Origin of the sequence: Flavobacterium defluvii, from assembly GCF_900129555.1 — a bacterium.
GTDB classification, from domain to species: domain Bacteria; phylum Bacteroidota; class Bacteroidia; order Flavobacteriales; family Flavobacteriaceae; genus Flavobacterium; species Flavobacterium defluvii.
In genome coordinates this window covers 54,766-72,224 of the sequence record NZ_FQWC01000006.1, presented here as the reverse complement: position 1 = coordinate 72,224, position 17,459 = coordinate 54,766, and the positions used below count along the sequence as shown (strand labels likewise).

At 31.7% G+C, this 17,459-nt stretch carries 19 protein-coding genes; 4 read left to right on the top strand and 15 right to left on the bottom strand.

What is annotated here, in order from left to right:
* Positions 1-217 precede the first annotated feature (217 nt).
* Positions 218-1,666 (bottom strand): hypothetical protein, encoded by a 1,449-nt coding sequence (locus BUC29_RS13960; protein WP_073416795.1) that lies wholly within the window; start codon positions 1,664-1,666, stop codon positions 218-220.
* Between the two features lie 612 nt (positions 1,667-2,278).
* On the opposite strand from BUC29_RS13960, the gene BUC29_RS13955 reads away from it, so the two are divergent.
* Complete coding sequence (locus BUC29_RS13955) at positions 2,279-3,064, top strand: DUF5995 family protein (RefSeq protein WP_073416794.1); 786 nt, start codon at positions 2,279-2,281, stop codon at positions 3,062-3,064.
* A gap of 1 nt (position 3,065) precedes the next feature.
* Here the strand turns inward: BUC29_RS13955 and BUC29_RS13950 are convergent, their stop codons facing one another.
* Positions 3,066-3,887 (bottom strand): DoxX family membrane protein, encoded by an 822-nt coding sequence (locus tag BUC29_RS13950; protein WP_073416793.1) that lies wholly within the window; start codon positions 3,885-3,887, stop codon positions 3,066-3,068.
* Between the two features lie 376 nt (positions 3,888-4,263).
* Positions 4,264-5,538, bottom strand: coding sequence for a hypothetical protein (locus BUC29_RS13945; RefSeq protein ID WP_073416792.1), 1,275 nt, complete (start codon positions 5,536-5,538; stop codon positions 4,264-4,266).
* A 217-nt stretch (positions 5,539-5,755) separates the two neighbouring features.
* On the opposite strand from BUC29_RS13945, the gene BUC29_RS13940 reads away from it, so the two are divergent.
* Positions 5,756-6,094 carry a hypothetical protein gene (locus BUC29_RS13940; protein ID WP_073416791.1) on the top strand — a complete coding sequence of 113 codons (339 nt, stop codon included), beginning with the start codon at positions 5,756-5,758 and terminating at the stop codon, positions 6,092-6,094.
* 96 nt (positions 6,095-6,190) lie between these two features.
* On the opposite strand, the gene BUC29_RS13935 is transcribed toward BUC29_RS13940, so the two are convergent.
* Positions 6,191-7,492 (bottom strand): AbiH family protein, encoded by a 1,302-nt coding sequence (locus tag BUC29_RS13935; protein WP_073416790.1) that lies wholly within the window; start codon positions 7,490-7,492, stop codon positions 6,191-6,193.
* Between the two features lie 325 nt (positions 7,493-7,817).
* On the opposite strand from BUC29_RS13935, the gene prfA reads away from it, so the two are divergent.
* On the top strand, positions 7,818-8,894 hold the full coding sequence (prfA, locus tag BUC29_RS13930) for a peptide chain release factor 1 (protein WP_073416789.1): 1,077 nt from the start codon (positions 7,818-7,820) through the stop codon (positions 8,892-8,894).
* A 316-nt stretch (positions 8,895-9,210) separates the two neighbouring features.
* On the top strand, positions 9,211-10,542 hold the full coding sequence (locus BUC29_RS13925; protein WP_073416788.1) for a DUF5723 family protein: 1,332 nt from the start codon (positions 9,211-9,213) through the stop codon (positions 10,540-10,542).
* 383 nt (positions 10,543-10,925) lie between these two features.
* Here BUC29_RS13925 and BUC29_RS13920 read toward each other — a convergent pair whose 3' ends face one another.
* From BUC29_RS13920 to BUC29_RS13875, 11 genes are all read right to left on the bottom strand, one after another.
* Complete coding sequence (locus BUC29_RS13920) at positions 10,926-11,300, bottom strand: hypothetical protein (protein ID WP_073416787.1); 375 nt, start codon at positions 11,298-11,300, stop codon at positions 10,926-10,928.
* Positions 11,301-11,337: 37 nt separating this feature from the next.
* Entirely contained in the window at positions 11,338-11,691 is a 354-nt protein-coding gene (locus tag BUC29_RS13915) for a hypothetical protein (RefSeq protein WP_073416786.1), read from the bottom strand.
* Between the two features lie 37 nt (positions 11,692-11,728).
* A complete protein-coding gene (locus tag BUC29_RS13910; RefSeq protein WP_073416785.1) occupies positions 11,729-12,013 on the bottom strand; it encodes a YtxH domain-containing protein in 285 nt (94 codons plus the stop codon).
* Positions 12,014-12,063: 50 nt separating this feature from the next.
* Entirely contained in the window at positions 12,064-12,216 is a 153-nt protein-coding gene (locus BUC29_RS21375) for a lmo0937 family membrane protein (protein WP_128414821.1), read from the bottom strand.
* A gap of 32 nt (positions 12,217-12,248) precedes the next feature.
* Positions 12,249-12,899 (bottom strand): porin family protein, encoded by a 651-nt coding sequence (locus tag BUC29_RS13905; RefSeq protein ID WP_073416784.1) that lies wholly within the window; start codon positions 12,897-12,899, stop codon positions 12,249-12,251.
* Between the two features lie 47 nt (positions 12,900-12,946).
* Positions 12,947-13,516, bottom strand: a complete 570-nt coding sequence (locus BUC29_RS13900) for a DUF4142 domain-containing protein (protein WP_073416783.1) — start codon at positions 13,514-13,516, stop codon at positions 12,947-12,949.
* 143 nt (positions 13,517-13,659) lie between these two features.
* Positions 13,660-15,444, bottom strand: a complete 1,785-nt coding sequence (locus BUC29_RS13895) for a sensor histidine kinase (RefSeq protein ID WP_073416782.1) — start codon at positions 15,442-15,444, stop codon at positions 13,660-13,662.
* Positions 15,445-15,457: 13 nt separating this feature from the next.
* On the bottom strand, positions 15,458-15,907 hold the full coding sequence (locus BUC29_RS13890) for a response regulator (protein WP_073416781.1): 450 nt from the start codon (positions 15,905-15,907) through the stop codon (positions 15,458-15,460).
* Between the two features lie 21 nt (positions 15,908-15,928).
* A complete protein-coding gene (locus BUC29_RS13885) occupies positions 15,929-16,480 on the bottom strand; it encodes a helix-turn-helix domain-containing protein (protein ID WP_073416780.1) in 552 nt (183 codons plus the stop codon).
* A 163-nt stretch (positions 16,481-16,643) separates the two neighbouring features.
* Positions 16,644-16,829 carry a CsbD family protein gene (locus tag BUC29_RS13880; protein ID WP_012024385.1) on the bottom strand — a complete coding sequence of 62 codons (186 nt, stop codon included), beginning with the start codon at positions 16,827-16,829 and terminating at the stop codon, positions 16,644-16,646.
* 107 nt (positions 16,830-16,936) lie between these two features.
* On the bottom strand, positions 16,937-17,413 hold the full coding sequence (locus BUC29_RS13875) for a Dps family protein (RefSeq protein WP_073416779.1): 477 nt from the start codon (positions 17,411-17,413) through the stop codon (positions 16,937-16,939).
* Between the last annotated feature and the right edge of the window lie 46 nt (positions 17,414-17,459).

The following is a 17,459-nucleotide window of genomic DNA, read 5'->3' as shown; positions in this document are numbered from 1 at the left end:
CTTATTGATAGGCGAAATTAGGCATTTTATTAAAAAGTTGCTAAGTTTCCGGGATACTAAGAACCTAAGTTTTTTGTTTTACTCAGATTTAAAAGAGATTTGAGTAAATCTGTGTGCACAGTATTTTTTTTAAGCCTATGAATAGATTTAAAGATGCATAAAAAAAACACAAACAAAAGCTTGTGGTTTTTATAGTTATAAATTTAAAGTAAGAAGCTTATTTTTTGGCTCTTAATTTTGCACGCAGATTAAACTGTTTAACAATTTCCTTAACATGTTTGTCTTTGATTTGTGTTCTGTTTAAACCCTGCAGATTTTGAACATATCCGGTAAATACGTGGCTTATAAAAAGAGGCGAATTACTGTTATTATCGGATGTATTGTGGCAGGAGAAACAATTTACAAGATTGCTGACTGAATTTCCGTGTATTGATGATGGACTAAAACCTACCTGAACATACGTTTCCATAGTAATATTATAGGCAGAAGTAGAACCTCTGGTTAATTTGCCGGGAGCAGAATTTGAAAGATCATAACTCAAAGAGTCTAATAAAGCAGCTTGTGCCGGAGTTCCATTGTATCCTGCAGTATTTATCCATAGAGAACCGTTGTAAAAATAATTGTTCCAGATACCTGTAAGCTGTTTTTTAACGCTTTCGTTTATAGTACGAATATTATTTAAGTTCTCTGAACCATTTTGGCTTGTCTGCATAAAAAGCTGAACATTATGCGAACCTTTCATTGCTTTTTCTACAGGAACACCATATTTATACACAGAAAAAACATCAGTATAAATTCCATTTCCTGAAGTTATATTAGTAACCGTTGCAGTACTGGTTTTGTTAAAGAAAGGATAATCAACTGTACTGGTTACTGGTGCATCTGTTGTTGGTGTAGCTTTTGACCAATCGTAAGCAGGTGCAAGATTTTCATGTTCAAAAGTAGCCCATACAAATTCAGGATGATTCTCTACAATGCCAACTACGTGCATTCCCAAAAGCGCCACTTTTGTTTTTACACCATTTATTACTCCCTGCGTAACAAAATAAGTAGAAGGATCTTTAAGAGCGCTTGCATCAATCCAAGAAGTTTTAAGTTCTAATGCGCCTACCGGAAAAGTGATTCCTTTTACCTGAGAAGGATCTTTTTTTGCTATTGGACCATATTTTAGCATTGTTGCGTAAAGGAGTTTGTCCATAAATATAGAATAATAAACTGTAGCAGATTTTGGAACACCCGATGTATAAGTTGGCGTTTTTAAAATGTCAGTGCTGCCACTTGCCTGGGCGGTATCGGTTAAAACTATGCCATTGCTCGGATCTAATCTCTGACCGGCGGCATTTACCTGAATAAGATTATTTATAAATTGTGGTTTTCCATTAACTTCATTAGTCAGCCAAAGAAATTTTTGCCATGACCACTGGTGAAAGTCACAATTTGTTACTGTTGCATTGTTGGCAAAAACGCTTGTAGGTCCTTCATTTGGCGGAGGAGTCTGGCGGGTGTTGTTTACGATTGTAAACCAATTCGCAGGTGCTAAACATTCAGAACTCGCGCTGCTTTTGTTTACAGTTGTATAATTTTCTTTTTCTTCTTTATAGTCCTTTTTACAGGCAAAAAACGAGGTTAGCAGTATACAAAGTAATACCATTTTTGTAGTTTTCATAACATAGGGCTTTAGTTAATTTTTGGAATTTATTCTTTTGAATACCTGAAAGTAGATAAATAAGAAAGCGGCTACATAAAAAATGTCATAAGTGCGCTATATTTGGGTATAAAACCCATAAAATGTGTATCAATAAAAATGTAGAGCCAAAGTTTATTTAAAGACTTTTATTTATAATGAAGATGTAAAACACAGAAAAAGTGCAAATTAAGTGTAGCAGTAGTTTTGACGTTTTATTGTCTTTGGATACCCTTTCTTTTACTCTGTTATTACTAATGCCGGAATCTTGTGCTTCGTCTGAGTAATTTTGAAATAAAAACAATCCAGAAATTCAAAGGCAAAAAGCAATGGTTTACCGTAGTATTTGTTTTTGGTTTTTTTCATAATCTGTTAATTTAGTTGAAAATATAGTGGGGGTTCTTTCAAAATTTAATTATAAATAATAAACCAGTTTCTCAAAAATACCTTCTTTAAAAACAATTACATTACGGATAAACCGTAAATATTTTCTTAAAAAAAAATAACAAAATAATTGCTTGGAGAATACAATCAAAAGATTAAAATAATTAAATTCGTTCTTCTCAATTTAACCATAACCAACTGTAAAATACTTTGAAACAAGCAAATACTATAAACGAAGTAATCCAGTTTCTGGATGAAATAATAGAAAAATCAAAAATTGACCAAAGCAATTTAGGTTTGTTTGCTATCCTGTATCGTGAGGTTACTGTAAAGGTAAAAGAAGGTATCCAGAACGGTTCTTTTCAAAATGGCGAACGTATGGAAAAACTCGATGTCATTTTTGCCAATCGATACCTAAAAGCTTACTATCAATATCAGGCCAAAGAAAAACCATCAGAATGCTGGGGATTTGCCTTTGAACAGGCCGAAAAATTCTGGCCGATAGTTTTACAGCATTTACTTCTCGGAATCAATGCGCATATTAATCTTGATTTAGGAATAGCTTCCGCAGAAATTAGTACTGTAGAAGATATCGAAGATTTAAAAGCCGATTTTGACAAAATAAATTCCATTCTTAGCAGTCTCGTAGCTGGTGTCGAAAAATGTTTAATCAAAATTTGGCCTACGCTTGCATTGATACTCAAATGTACAGGAAAAATTGATACTCTTTGTATTGATTTCAGCATGGAAGAAGCAAGAAAAGGCGCCTGGAAATTTGCTAACGAATTTGTAGCCATTCCCGAAAATGAAAGAGAAGCCTGCACCCGGATTAGGGATAAAAGAATTACAGAAATCGCCCGATTGGTTTCGAATCCGGGCTATTTTGTGAGTGCCGTTTTTAAATTCATTCGCTTATTTGAAAGAGGAACTGTTGCACAAAAAATAATCGATATGCAGATTATGGAAGCGAAGAATATGGAATGTGTTGCGGCGTGATTTAAATTGTTTCTGTTAAAAGTTTCTTTTTAGAATCATTTGTTAAGGCTATTACCAATGCGATTCCGCAGAAAAGTAAAGCAATAAGTCCGCGTACAATTTCATTTCCGCCACCTACAGTCGGGTTTGCAATAGCATCTTGAATATGGAAGAAAAGTACAAAAAGCAGAAGCATTAAAGCCAAAAGTAGCGAAATAGGTTTTATCCAAAGCTTGAAAATAATCGAAATGCCCGAACAAATAAGTGCAACGCCTACAAAATACGTCCAGAACATAGTTCCTGGCAGCCATTTCGGAACCATTGTAGAAACAAACTCGGCAAAAAGAAAATGACTTACACCAAACAAAAGCATTAAAAGCGAATAAAAAATTCGCCCAACCGGAATAAGTTTTTCTAGAAATGCATCGAATTTGCTTTCGCTTTTGTTCATACTATAAGAACCCGCTAGCACAAACGCTCCGCCACTATACGTTAGTTCTTCAATAGCATTGATCCAGATTTGTGTGGCGTTGGTTTTATCGGTATTAAAAATGAAAATAAACGGAAGATGAGAAACAATAAAAGCAGCGAGAAAACCAAAACCTAAATATAGACACACTTTTTTGGTATCGATGAATTTAATGGTAACGATCCCCGAAATAATAATTCCTGCCAATATTAAAACGATACTGGTAAGGATAGAAAAAACAGGATATTGATGTGCCCAAGCAGGAAAAGGAGACAAAATTTCAGATCGAAAATCTTTGATAATAAGCTGATGTACTCCCAGAGCAACGATGCCAATACCGTAAAATAAACGGCCGAGTTTAATAAGTCCTTCCATTAATAGTGGTTTTAGATAGTAAATTTGTTTTTGGTATAACCAAATATATAAATTTCTTACTAAAATACTGATTTAATGAGGGGTGGTTTTTTTGTTTAGTTTGTCTCTCGACAGTTTATCTGCACAATATTGTCATTTCGACGCAAGGAGAAATCTTCGCAAGTAGCTCCACAAAGGTTTTCTACAAAATATTGTCATTTCGAGGAACGAGAAATCACACTAGAAACTCCGCAAAGCATACTTGCCAATCTTTGTAGAGTTACTAGCGAAGATTTCTCGTTCCTCGAAATGACAAAACTAGAAGTAGATAGAATGAGAGAATAGACTTTCTACGTAGAATGTGTTCACGAGCGGGACGCTCGCGCTAGCAAGGGGATTAATAGAATTCATACTTTTCTGAACTTCCATTTTTTTGTGTGACAATGATTGAATTTTGGGTATAATTAAAATTAGTTTCATTTTCTACCGTGAAATTCATTTCTACACCTTCTTTCGGTAATAACTTTTTTAAGGAAGTTATTTTTTTGATTTGATTATTTTGATCGTAATCGTAGAGATTTTTAGAAATAGATCTAAAATCTTGATTCGTATAATAATCTATAGTTTCATATTCTTTTAAAATTCCGTTATTGTAATTGTAAACTTTTGTTACATTTTTTTTGCGATTAAAATCGGTACTTGTGGTTTTTATTAGTAACAAATTATCATAAAAATACTCTTGCTTTGAAACAGGCGTAGTTTTATAAAATGTTGAAATTTCTTCAATTAGATTATTGCTATTGTACTTAAAAGTTTTAATATATTCCTCATTTTTTAGCCAAATGATTTTGTTTGTACTATTGTAAACAGCTGAATCTTTTACTTTATTAATGTTTTCAAGAATTTTGTCATTAGAACGGAACAGACTATTAATCTTTACAGAAATTAAATTGTTGTTTTTGTCATATGAGTAATTCTCATTTATGGTTCTTTGATATTTAGGAGTAACGCTTTCAAAGGTTTTTTTTACTAAAAGATTTTTTTCATAAAAGTAACGATTAACACCACCGTCAGAAGATTTAATTTCACTGATTTTATCTTTATCGTAGATAATATTGTATTCAGTTGTGTTCTTTTTTAATTCGTTTGTGGCGCTATTTTTTGAAGTTTCTTCAGTATGGTAAGATGTAATACGATTATTTTGGTCAAAATTAGCTTGGTATAAATCAGTGCTATTTTTTTCATCGAATGATGCCCATATGCTCGTTTCATTATTTTTGTTCGAAGCCCTGTTGCTTGCTTCAGAATCTTGATTGAAGCGTTTAATAAAATCTAAATCAGATGTGACGATTGTCTTTTTCTCAACTAAATTGTTTTTTTTATATGTATATAAAGAGGCATAAAGATATGGCGACTCTAATCTTGTTTCGTTGAGAATATTTCCGTTTTTATCAAAATCTGTTGTTGTCTCTTTATTAGACATTCCATTTCCTTCCTTAGAAATAATTGTTTTTCTTTTCAAATTTTTTCCAGATAATTTAGAACAATCAATAGATTCTTCAGGTAAAACAATTTTTGGATTTGTAATAATTGCTTCAGGCTTTTTAAGTTGAGCGTAACTAGATAAAAAAAACGTAAAAATTCCAATAAATAAGTATAATTTCTTTTTCATTTGATGTTTGTAGTTGCTTAGATAAATATATCATTTGTATTAAGATGAAAAGTATGTTTTTCAAATTTTGACCCAGCCAAATATATGATAATTCTTATTGTTTTGTGTGCTAGCAGTAAATAATAATTATATCGGTCGTATACACTCGATTGTTTACAATCACTTAAAAATAATCTGTTATTTCTAATTTCGTTTCAAAGAAAAACAACTAAAAATCATGGAAAAACAAAATGAAGAAAGAGCCGAAGAATTGTTAGAATTGATGAATGAAAGAAAGTATTTCACTAAACTAAAACCAGATGATGAAACAGGAAATTCATTTATAATACCATTAAAAGTTTCTTCATACAACGAATTAAATCTAATGGTTTCAGATTTGTTTAAAGCCAGTATTGTTCTAATGAATAAAGAAGCCCGAAGTTTAGCCGTTTTTCATAAAGATACCGATATTAATGTATTGACTTTACTAGAAATTGCATTGCAGCTTCTGCCGGAAGAAGAAATGTTATTGTTGGATGATTTGTATAATATTTATTTACAGTCTGATACAATATAAAATTTTTGTGGCTGGCGCGAGCGTCCCGCTTGTGACTGTTTTTAGCTTTTACTTGGATTGTGTTCACGAGCGAGACGCTCGCGCCAGCAAGGGGAATTATGACAATGGTTCGCAGTATTCTTTATTAACAACCTTATCTCTCATGCTTATTTTGCTATTAAAATTTCTGGAAATATTTCTAACTATGTCGCTATAATTATCTGTTTCAGAACCCTTTTTGTGATAAAATGATTTTATGGATGAGCAATTTTTATGTTCGAAAAGAGTATTTAGCAATGTTCTGTCAGAAATGCCACAAGAATGCCCAAAAATGAAAATTTGATAATCACCACTATTTAGAAATTCTAATAATTGCTTATAATTATCAGTTTCTAAATATTTGATTGATTTAATGTTTTCAAGATAAAGGTTATCATTTAAATTTTCAATTGATTTGTAGTCTTCATCAATTTCATCTCCAAAGCCAAATATAACATCATTACCATCAAACTGCTCTGTAGTTCCGTGAATATGAATATTGCTTTTTTTAAAATTATGCGTCGAATTAAATGAATCAAACAGAGTATGGTCAGAATAAATTTTTTCAGTAAAAGTATAATTAAAGCTTAGAAATAATATTTCTTCAGGCATTAGATCAAAATAGTTTATGGCACTATCTGAAATAAGTAATTTTCTTATTTCTTTAATTGTTCCATTTATACCAATTCTTGAAATTATTTTTTGATTGTCTTCACTCAATTCAGAACTTGTGATTGAATCCTCTTTTAGTGCTTTTATATCTTTTTGTATTTTTTGAAATTCAATTTCTGCTTTTTTATTAATGGAGGTTTCTGTAAAATCTTTTAATTTAAATGGAGAATAAATTTTATATCCAATATTGCTTTTCAATTTAGCATCAATTGGGTTGTTACCAAAATTTTCGACGAATTTGTTTTCAACTTCTCTTAAATATAATTCAAGTAACTTGCGTATTTGATTTAGATCATTATTTAATTGCTCTATTTTATAAGAGCAATTTTTATTTTTAAATGAATCTTTTAATAAGAGATAATATTCATTTTCTATATCTACCCAATTTTGTTCTTTATGCTTTTTCGAAAGAATTTCCAAAAACTTATTTTTAAAAATAAGTTCAAGATTTTGAGAATCCAAAAGTGTTATCAAATCTTCAAACGTGTTTCCATTAACCCAGTTTCCTTTAAGCCATGGTCCAGGTACATCTTCTATTTTAACTTCATCAGTTTCAAATACATTTTTATAAGTTGTGATATTACTAGAAACTTCATTTTTTAACTTAGAAATTATTTTCTCCCAATAGTCAATTATGAAGTGATTATAACTGGTTTTCATCCCATGTGCTAAATCAAAACCATTTCCGATAAGTATAATTCTATTCATTTTATTATTTCTATGATTTTTTAAATCCTAGTGTTTAACGTTCTCTTACTTTTGCAAGTTTGTAATAAAGTAAATCTATTATTCCGATTTGCTTAATTTGAGAAATGCAAAAGGTTTAATAATAGTGGGTGTTATTTTTAGACAAAACTATAATGTAAACCTAAAAAACAAACATCGTATTTAATTTAAATTTATCAATAAGTAAAAACCCCTGATTTGCAAAAAGCAAAATCATCAAAATTCATCTCAAATTCCTCAAAAAATGAACACTAGAATTTTCGATAAAAATTTTGTAATTTTGCAGTCCAATAAAAGGAATTAGAAAATGTTAGATAGACTTCAATATGTAAAGCAGCGTTTTGATGAGATTTCGGATTTGATTATTCAGCCGGATGTTATTTCTGATCAAAAACGTTATAAGTCGCTTAACCAGGAATATAAAGGGATAAAAGCGCTTGTTGAAAAGAGAGAAGAATACATTATAGTTTTAGCAAATATAGACGAGGCTAACGAAATCATTGCTGACGGAAGTGATGCTGAAATGGTTGAAATGGCCAAAATGCAGTTGGATGAAGCAAAAGAACGTCTGCCGCAATTAGAGGAGGAAATCAAATTTATGCTGATTCCTAAAGATCCGGAAGATGCTAAAAACGTAATGGTGGAGATCCGCGCCGGAACGGGTGGGGACGAAGCGAGTATTTTTGCAGGTGACTTGTTCAGAATGTATACCAAATACTGCGAAACAATGGGATGGAGAACTTCTGTTGTAGATATGAACGAAGGAACTTCGGGAGGTTTCAAAGAGGTAATTTTTGAAGTAACGGGAGAAGATGTGTACGGAACTTTAAAGTTTGAAGCGGGTGTTCACCGTGTACAGCGTGTTCCGCAGACAGAAACACAAGGACGTGTACATACATCAGCAGCGACTGTTATGGTTTTACCGGAAGCAGAAGAGTTTGATGTTCAGGTGGATATGAACGATGTTCGTGTGGATTTCTTCTGTTCGTCTGGACCTGGAGGACAATCTGTAAATACTACGAAATCGGCAGTACGTTTAACGCACATTCCAACCGGATTAGTAGCGCAGTGTCAGGATGAGAAATCACAGCACAAGAATAAAGATAAAGCTTTAATGGTATTACGTTCTCGTTTATACGAAATGGAATTAGCCAAAAAGCAGGAAGAAGACGCTAAAAAACGTAGTTCTCAGGTAAGTTCTGGTGACCGTTCGGCTAAAATTCGTACATACAACTATGCACAAGGCCGTGTAACCGATCACCGTGTTGGTTTAACGCTTTACGATTTAGGAAATATCATGAATGGTGATATTCAGAAAATCGTTTCTGAACTTCAGTTGGTTAACAATATGGAGAAATTGAAAGAAGCGTCAGAAGTTTACTAAGGTGCTAAGGTTCTAAGATACTAAGTTTCTAAGGTTTTCCTTAGATTATATAATAAAAAAGCCGAACTTATGTTCGGCTTTTTTATTGTCCAAAACGAAAACAAAGTTTTTCAGAAAAAAACTCAAAACCTTAGCATCTTAGAACCTTAGTATCTTAGCATCTCAAAAAAAGTATCTTTTTTACGATCATTCATTTCTCAATTATAAAGTTTTTCTTAAGAACTCACATTCTCAGTAATTTAGGGGATTATACCCTTTTTTATTGTCATTTTTTGTTTCATATTTGCTTTACTAATCAACCAATTAAAGCCAATTTATGAAGAGAATTTTACTTTTATTTTGCTTCTTTGGAAGCTTTTTTTATGTCCGGAGTCAATCTTATTTCGGATTTCGTGATGACAATTATGCCGGAATTCAGAGTGTATTATTTAATCCGTCTGCAATTGTAGATTCTAAGTACAGAGCCGATGTTACTATTGGTTCGGTTAGTGCAACAGCACAAAATGATTTGTACGGTGTCAATTTTGCCCAAATATTCGACGGCGGTTATGATTTGGATACTGATGCAAAGAAAAATTTCAAATCAAATAACAGAGGAAATTTTAATATCGACATTCTTGGTCCGTCATTTATGATGAATATTAATCCGCAAAATAGTATTGGTCTTTTTACACGCGTTCGCAGTATTACAAATGCAGTTGATGTAAACGGTCAGCTAATTGATGAGGTAAACAAAGATATCGACGCTTCGAATAGTTTTTTATTCAACGGCGGAAATCCAAACGGAGTTACAAATTCCTGGGCAGAAATAGGAGCGAGTTACGGTACTGTTTTATTAGATCATGATGTCCATTTTTTAAAAGGTGGAATCACGATTAAATATTTAATGGCAGGAGTAAACGGGTATATCAACGGAAGTGATTTGAGTGTTGCTTTTATTAAAAATGATGCAAATCCTTCTTTGAGTACTTATAATTCTACAGGAACTTTGAGAACTTCTGCAAGTTATGATTATCAAAACGGAAAAGACCCGGAGTTTGATATGACTTCGGCCGGAGTAGGCGTCGATTTGGGGTTTACTTATGAATATCGCACCAATTGCCATACTTGCATTGGAAACCGATATAAACTAAAAGCAGCTGTTGCCGTGACCGACATTGGAAAATTAAATTATAAAAATGCTATCGAAAATACGTATAATTTAACGGGAAGTGTTACTCAGGATGACATTGATAACGCTGATGATATTTTTGAATTTTTTGATGCTAATTATACTAAAATTGCAACTAGGAAAAGTGTAAAAGCAAATTTGCCAACGGCTCTGCACACCAACTTCGACTGGAATATTGATAATAAGTTTTATTTGAATTTGAGTACCGATTTTAGTTTGACAGATGCCAAAAAAATCAACGGAACTGCAATTGCTAATTCGGTAAGTTTTACACCAAGATACGAAACCAGACAATTTAGCTTTTATATTCCTTTAACCTGGATGCAATACAGCGGAACACAAATTGGAACAGGATTTAGGGCCGGACCTCTCTTTATTGGTTCCGGATCGCTTATCTCAAATTTGTTTTCAAATAATTCTAAAGGCGCAAATGTGTATGTTGGATTGAAACTGCCTATTTATCAAAATTATAATTAAGATGCTAAGGTTCTGAGATGCTGAGCTTCTAAGTTTTTTGTTTTTTTTAAATGAAAAAGAGATTGTTTCACCTGTGTGAAACAATCTCTTTTTTGGTTTGAGAAAGCTTTAGCTTTTTTATTCAGAGACTAAATTCTCAGAATCTAAAAGTCTGAAAACCTTAGTATCTTAGAAGCTTAGCGCCTCAGAACCTTAAAAATATAGTGAAGTATTAACCGTTTAACCGTTTATTTAGCAGAAACGTATAAGCGTGTTAGATACCGAAAAATACTCTAGTGTATTCAAAACATTTATATAGATTAGAGTACATGTATACACCATTTTTTAATACTATGTGGCTTAACTTTTCCATAATGTTTTAAAATTTAAGTTAACAATTACTCTTATGATGGTTCGTATTGTGATTCTTCTTCTTCAGAAGTTTCATTTGAAGATTCGCCTGGTTTAGAAACCAGATTGGTTACGATAAGCTGAACGATTGATCCTAAAATACCTTTAAACATAGAATCGCTTTTTCCAACAATAAATCTTTTGGCCAGATATCCAATTCCAATACTTATAGCAGATTGTGCCAAATGACTTTTAAAACCAACAGTTTCGTTTATTTCTTCAACCGTATTTCGAATCAGGTTAAGAGGTTTTAAATTCTCTTTAATGTCATCAATATGATCTTTAATCGCGCACCATTCTGCATCCTGACGACCTTCTAATAATTTAATTCTCTGATTTAATTCATCAATAGTGTAAATAGGCTCCATATTTAGTCTTGTTTAGTTATTAATTATTAAATCAGTTTTATTTCTCTTTTAAAATACTCGAAACGATCGAGTTACCAATTGGAGTTTTTATCAGTCTGTGATGCGTTTTGTGCAGTACAATGGCAACGATTAAATAGAAAAGCGCCATGATAAAAAAGCCGAAATAGTATTCTCCCAATTCTTTGCCAATCCATAAACTCAATCCAACATTAAGGAATAAGGTAAAAAATGCAACAACAACGCCGACTGCTATCTTAGAAGCTAATGATGAAACACCATCGGCTACTGAACATACTGTTTTTAGTTTTAATAATTCTAAACTTGTTTTTGTATAGTTTTCAGCTTTTTCATAAAGATTTAAATTCTCGTTTGTTGTTGCATTTGTTTCCATGATATTGGTATTTATGGTTTGAAAAAATCACTTTATATTAGTAGTTCGATTTTACAGTTTTAGCTTCGTCTTTAACTGTATTGAAATCATCTTTTACCTGATTGAATTTTGCTTTTCCTTCTTCGATGATATCTTTACCGTTTGAAGTGATTGTATTAACAATACCATCAAATTTTGTTTTTAAATTATCGCTGTAATCTTTCGATTTATCTTTGATTTTTTTTCTTGTGTTTGAACCTTTATCCGGTGCGAATAATACTCCTAATAATGCTCCTGCTGCAGCCGCTGCTGCAATTCCTAAAACTGTGCTAGTTGCTTTCATAATATTTGATTTTTAATAGATTAATATATTTATTTAATGTTGATTAATTTTTAAACCTCTCGTCCTTTGATGAGTCTCAGTAAAATTGCAATGATGGCGATTACTAATAAAATATGGATGATACTTCCGAAACTGTATACAAAGAACCCAAGAGCCCACAGAATAACTAATATTACTGCGACGGTGTATAATAAATTTGACATGGTTTTTATTATTTATGGGTTAATTAATTGTTTTAATTTAACTTATACGAAAGGTATAATGTCAAATTGCTGTTTTTTGCGTCTGGAAACGTATATGTTGTTCCCGCAACAGTTCTTTCTTTTCCAACAGTTGTAAGACCGTAATTGTAACGTAATCCGATGCTTATTGGGTTAAAATCTACTCCAACACCAGCAGAAACACCTGCATCAAATTTGTTTAAATCGTCAGTGTCGATGTCTTCATTAAAATTAAAAGTTCCGTCTCCTGTAACTTTAGAACTTACCAGATATGATGCATAACCACCGGCATGAACATTAAAGTTTTTAGTAATGTTAACTCTTACTAAAAGAGGAACTTCGATATAATTTAATCGGAATTTAGCATTTCCTGATGCAAAGGCATTGTTGTATTCTAATTCAGATCCTTTTGTTGTAAATAAAATCTCTGGCTGAATTGCTACAAAATCTGAAATAGGTAGTGTGGCATAAACACCGGCATTAAAACCGTATAGAATATTTTCATCATTAGGTTCGTTATCACCATCAGATATTAAATTCGACATGTTAAATCCTCCTTTTACACCAAACTCTGTGTTTACATTATTGTCCTGAGCGTGCAGCATTCCAAATGAAGCTGAAATAAAAAGTGTTAAGGCGCATAAAAAATTTGTTTGCATTTTCATAATTAAATAATTTAGTTAGTAATCCGGGCTTTTAAATAATTCTTTTTTTAATTTTTTTCTTTGATTTTTTCTTCTGTTTCTCTCAGTAAATCAAATTGTTCAGGCAAATATTTTAATACTAATTTTAAAATTATTTTATCATTGGTTTCTTTCGAAACGGTTTCTAATAAACTAATCTGCTGTTCCAGGCATTCTTTCGTAGAATTCAAATAGACTCTGTCGAAATCAGAAGGATTTGCTGTAATCAGATCATAAGTATCTCTTCTGTGTGCTGCATTTATTTCAGAAATTATAATAAGTTTCGTATTAGCTAATTCTGTTATTTCCTGCAGTAATTTATTTTGATATCTTTCAATCTTTTTACCTAAAATCACTATTGAATTGTCTGAACTTTTTTGTTGTGCAATTTGACTTTTTGAAATAATTGTTTTTCCGGTATTTGCTGTTTCGATCAGGAAAAAAGCTTCAGTTTCTTCGGGCTCATTTTTAGCAAAAGTTTCACTTTTCTTTATTGCACTTTCTAATGTATTATTTCTGTTGCAGGATGAAATTCCAATTGTAACAGATAAAAAAAGTACTTTAAAAATTGTCACTTTTAATACAGGTATTGTTTTCATTATTACTTCATAAAGTATTACATTACAAAGATGCTAACGAATACATTGATTTGCTTTACAGCATAAAAAAGAAACGTTATATAATTCCCATAAAGAATTTATATAACGTTTGCAGTATTAGTATTTTAAGGCGATGCCGAAGTTTAATCAGGTAAAAAGATGGTAAAAACAGAACCTTTATCCGGCTCACTGTCGGCCATAATATAGCCTTTGTGGTTATCTACGATTTTCTTACAAATTGCAAGTCCAATTCCGGTTCCGGGATAATCTGTTTTGGAGTGCAGTCGCTGAAACAAAATAAAAATGGTTTCTTTAAATTGAGGATCAAATCCCATTCCGTTATCCGTGAAAGTTATTTTGTGGAACTTCTTAACATTTTGATCTAAAATTTCAGGATAATCTTCAGCATTAACTTTTGTACTTTCAATAGTAATAGACGGGATAGTATTTGGTTTGCTGTATTTTAAAGAATTTCCAATAAGGTTAATAAAAAGCTGCTCAATCTGATACGGAATAACAGCAAGTTTTGGAAGTTTGTTTGCTACAATAATGGCACTTTTTTCTTCAATAACTTCTGTTAATTCAGATTCTGCATTGGCAAGTAATTCTTCCAAATTTGTTTTAATGAATTCCTTTTTGGTTGTATTAGTTCTTGAAAACAGAAGTAAGTCATCAATTAAAACACGCATTCTTTTTGCCGATACTTCAATTTTTGCAAGATAATCTCTGGCGCTTTGCGACATAACAGCCTTATCAGCATCTGATACTCTTGAAATAAAAGTTTGAATTTTTCTGAGCGGTTCCTGCAAATCATGGCTGGCAACGTGATTAAAAGAAGCAAGTTCCTTATTACTTTTTTCAAGTTCTTTATTACGTTCCTGCAATTCGATGTTTAGCAAATGCTCATCAGTAATATCGAAATTAATTCCAAGTAAAATTTTACTGCCCTGCTGATCTGTTAATAATTTTCCGGTAGATTTAAAATATCTTACTTCGTGACTTGGAAGCAATACCTTATAATAAACAAAAGGCAATTGTCTGTTTTTGATAATTCCTTCAATAGAGTTTGAAACATTTTCTTTATCATCAGGATGTACAAAATCAAGAAAAGTTTCTTTTACAGGAACAAAAGATCCGGGTTCGTAACCCAGTAAGCGATATTGATTGTCCGAATAATCGATTTTATTAGAATCCAGATCCCATTGCCAGGTACTAAATTTACCAATCGTTTCAGATTCTGCAATTAAACCATTTGAAATTAAAAGCTTTTTATTGAAAACTTTTAATCTTTGAAAATCTTTACTGATTTGTCTGTAAGCTAACAGAATAAAAAATAAAGCCGTTAAAAATAAGGAAATAGAAAAGAGAGGACTTAAAGAAATTTCGTCGTCATAAATTTTAAGTCTGTTTTTTAAATACGTTTTCTCGATGTCGTTCATTTCGTCAACCTTAAAACGAATGTTTTCCATCAGGATTCTTCCCCCAAACATATGATTGTCGAGTCTTCGTTTATCATATGTTTTGGGATCACTGTATTTTAAACAATTTTCGAAAGAAACAAATCGCTGAATTATCAGCTTAAATAATCTTCGAAGATTTTCCTGCTGTTTTGGGTTATCAGCAGTTAATTTTTTTAAAGTAATAAAAGAAGTGTTTACCTTGTCTCGCGAGTATATATAAGGAGTTAAAAAACGGGCATTTCGGGTAATAATATAACCTCGCTGACCGGTTTCGGCGTCCTTAATTGCCGACATTAATCTCTCTAACTGAATGTTTATTTCGTACGTATGCATAACCAGTTTACTCGATTCGTTCAAGTCCTGATTATGTTTATAAGCAATAGAAGAAAGAAATAACAGAATGAAAACTGCGATTACAAAAATAACTCTCAAAGAGTTTGAAGAATTAAAATTTGGTATCCATTTCATTATTGGTATACTTTTATTTTAGTCGCAGTAAGAAATTATCACGATTTAACCCAGAGGTATGATAGTGCCAGTTTACGGTCACGACTTCATTAATTATTTTTTTCAGCGTATTAAAATCGCTTGGCTTTTTTATATAAATATTGGCACCCTGAATAAAAGTGTCTTCAATATCTTCTTCAGAAGATGAAGTAGAATAGATGGCAATAATTATATTTTTAAGATGTTCTGTTTTTTTAATCTCGATCAAACATTCTTTACCGGTTTTCTTTGGCATGTTCAAATCCAGAAACAAGATATCCGGAAGTTTATTGTCAGAATTCAATAAATGATCCATTAACTGCATTCCGTCATGAACAAATTCTACGTTAGTTTGAATTTTGATTTCTTCAAAAGCATCCTTAAAAAAAAGACGATCGTCTTCATCATCATCCGCCAGTAAAATATTTAATGCGTTTTTTTGCATTTTAGTGTGGTATTTAGGTTTTTATTTTAAATTTTCTCTTCGTTTCTTAATTATTCTCTGAAATGCCGACGGTGTAATTCCAGTCGTGTTTTTAAACTGTGTACTTAAATGCGCAACACTTGAGTAATTTAGTAAAAAAGCAATTTCTGTCAAACTCATTTCGTTGATAATAATTAATTGTTTTGCTCTTTCAATTTTTTGTAAAATGATGAAGTTTTCGATAGACGAATAGGTAACTTCCGAAAAAACGTTGGATAGATAACCATAACTATGGTTGAGTTTTTCTGCCAAAAATACAGAACTTTTGTAATTGTTACTGTCTTCCATAAAGACAAGTTCGATGATAGCGTCTTTAATTTTTTGAACTAAAACACTTTTCTGATTTTCAACAACTTCAAAACCGTGTGGAGTTAAATTATTTTTTAAAGTTTCGAGTGCATCAGCATCAAGATTATCATCAATTTCGATTTCTCCAAATCCTAAACTGGTAAAACTTATATTATTTTGCTCCAGGTTTTGTTTGAGATAAAGTGAACAGATGGTATTAATGTCGAACTTTATAAATAGCTTCATTTTTGTAAAAAATTTGGTTAAAGATAATTAAATTATTTGTGGTTACCGCGTTTAAAGTTTTTTTAAAATCTATAAACAATTATAGAAATCAATAAAACACTCAAAAAAATACCGTCTAATACTTTATATTACTAGACGGTATTTCCTGATTGAACCCAAAGGTTTACAAATCTGACAGAATTTGATGAAATTCTTCTTTAGTTTTACCTAATTTTTGCTGTAGTCTTCCGTACATTTCGTCTTCTTTTCCTTCAGCAAACATTAAATCATCATCTGTAAGTTCAGCATATTTTTGCTTTAGTTTACCTTTTAACTCATTCCAGTTCCCTTTTATTTCTGTAGTATTCATGATTTGTCTGTTTTGTTGTTTGTAAATGTAAAATTGCAATTTTTCAACAAAATTTGTGTTACAGGAATTTTTATGATCGTTGCATAATTCACATTTTGATTTTTATTTTAAGCCTGATAACGACGTAAAACCCATGCCATTTTTTCGTGTTCCTGCAATAATCCGGTTACAAAATCGGCAGAACCGGCATCGTTAGTTTCATTTTCAAAAACCGGAATATAATTTCTAAATTCAGTAACAAGCTGCTCGTGGTTTTCTAAAAGCTCTTCAAGCATATGTTTTTGCGAAGCGTATTCTTTTGGAGACTCTTTAAGGGTAGAATTTTCGATGAATTCTTTCATTGTTCCGATTGTCTTTTCGCCAAGCTGACTGATTCTTTCGGCAACTTCATCAATTTGAGCTTCAAGAATTCGATATTGTTCTTCAAACAATTTATGTAATTCCATAAAGCTGTTTCCTGAGATATTCCAGTGAAACTTTCTGGTTTTTACATAAAGTGTCATTTCGTTTGATAAAATTGTAGCTAGTATACTTGAGCTCTTTTTTAAATTTGCATTTGATATTCCGATATGTGGAGTTGCCATAATTGTCTGATTAAGGGTTTAATTCAAAAGTAAAAAGACAGCAAGT

Excerpts from the sequence above, each read along its gene's own strand:
- BUC29_RS13905 (WP_073416784.1), bottom strand. The coding sequence starts at position 12,899 with ATGAAAATGCAAACAAATTTTTTATGCGCCTTAACACTTTTTATTTCA.
- BUC29_RS13960 (WP_073416795.1), bottom strand. The coding sequence starts at position 1,666 with ATGAAAACTACAAAAATGGTATTACTTTGTATACTGCTAACCTCGTTT.
- BUC29_RS13920 (WP_073416787.1), bottom strand. The coding sequence starts at position 11,300 with ATGGAGCCTATTTACACTATTGATGAATTAAATCAGAGAATTAAATTA.
- prfA (WP_073416789.1), top strand. The coding sequence starts at position 7,818 with ATGTTAGATAGACTTCAATATGTAAAGCAGCGTTTTGATGAGATTTCG.
- BUC29_RS13910 (WP_073416785.1), bottom strand. The coding sequence starts at position 12,013 with ATGAAAGCAACTAGCACAGTTTTAGGAATTGCAGCAGCGGCTGCAGCA.
- BUC29_RS13940 (WP_073416791.1), top strand. The coding sequence starts at position 5,756 with ATGGAAAAACAAAATGAAGAAAGAGCCGAAGAATTGTTAGAATTGATG.
- BUC29_RS13875 (WP_073416779.1), bottom strand. The coding sequence starts at position 17,413 with ATGGCAACTCCACATATCGGAATATCAAATGCAAATTTAAAAAAGAGC.
- BUC29_RS13880 (WP_012024385.1), bottom strand. The coding sequence starts at position 16,829 with ATGAATACTACAGAAATAAAAGGGAACTGGAATGAGTTAAAAGGTAAA.
- BUC29_RS13915 (WP_073416786.1), bottom strand. The coding sequence starts at position 11,691 with ATGGAAACAAATGCAACAACAAACGAGAATTTAAATCTTTATGAAAAA.
- BUC29_RS21375 (WP_128414821.1), bottom strand. The coding sequence starts at position 12,216 with ATGTCAAATTTATTATACACCGTCGCAGTAATATTAGTTATTCTGTGG.
- BUC29_RS13900 (WP_073416783.1), bottom strand. The coding sequence starts at position 13,516 with ATGAAAACAATACCTGTATTAAAAGTGACAATTTTTAAAGTACTTTTT.
- BUC29_RS13890 (WP_073416781.1), bottom strand. The coding sequence starts at position 15,907 with ATGCAAAAAAACGCATTAAATATTTTACTGGCGGATGATGATGAAGAC.
- BUC29_RS13950 (WP_073416793.1), bottom strand. The coding sequence starts at position 3,887 with ATGGAAGGACTTATTAAACTCGGCCGTTTATTTTACGGTATTGGCATC.
- BUC29_RS13895 (WP_073416782.1), bottom strand. The coding sequence starts at position 15,444 with ATGAAATGGATACCAAATTTTAATTCTTCAAACTCTTTGAGAGTTATT.
- BUC29_RS13925 (WP_073416788.1), top strand. The coding sequence starts at position 9,211 with ATGAAGAGAATTTTACTTTTATTTTGCTTCTTTGGAAGCTTTTTTTAT.
- BUC29_RS13945 (WP_073416792.1), bottom strand. The coding sequence starts at position 5,538 with ATGAAAAAGAAATTATACTTATTTATTGGAATTTTTACGTTTTTTTTA.
- BUC29_RS13935 (WP_073416790.1), bottom strand. The coding sequence starts at position 7,492 with ATGAATAGAATTATACTTATCGGAAATGGTTTTGATTTAGCACATGGG.
- BUC29_RS13885 (WP_073416780.1), bottom strand. The coding sequence starts at position 16,480 with ATGAAGCTATTTATAAAGTTCGACATTAATACCATCTGTTCACTTTAT.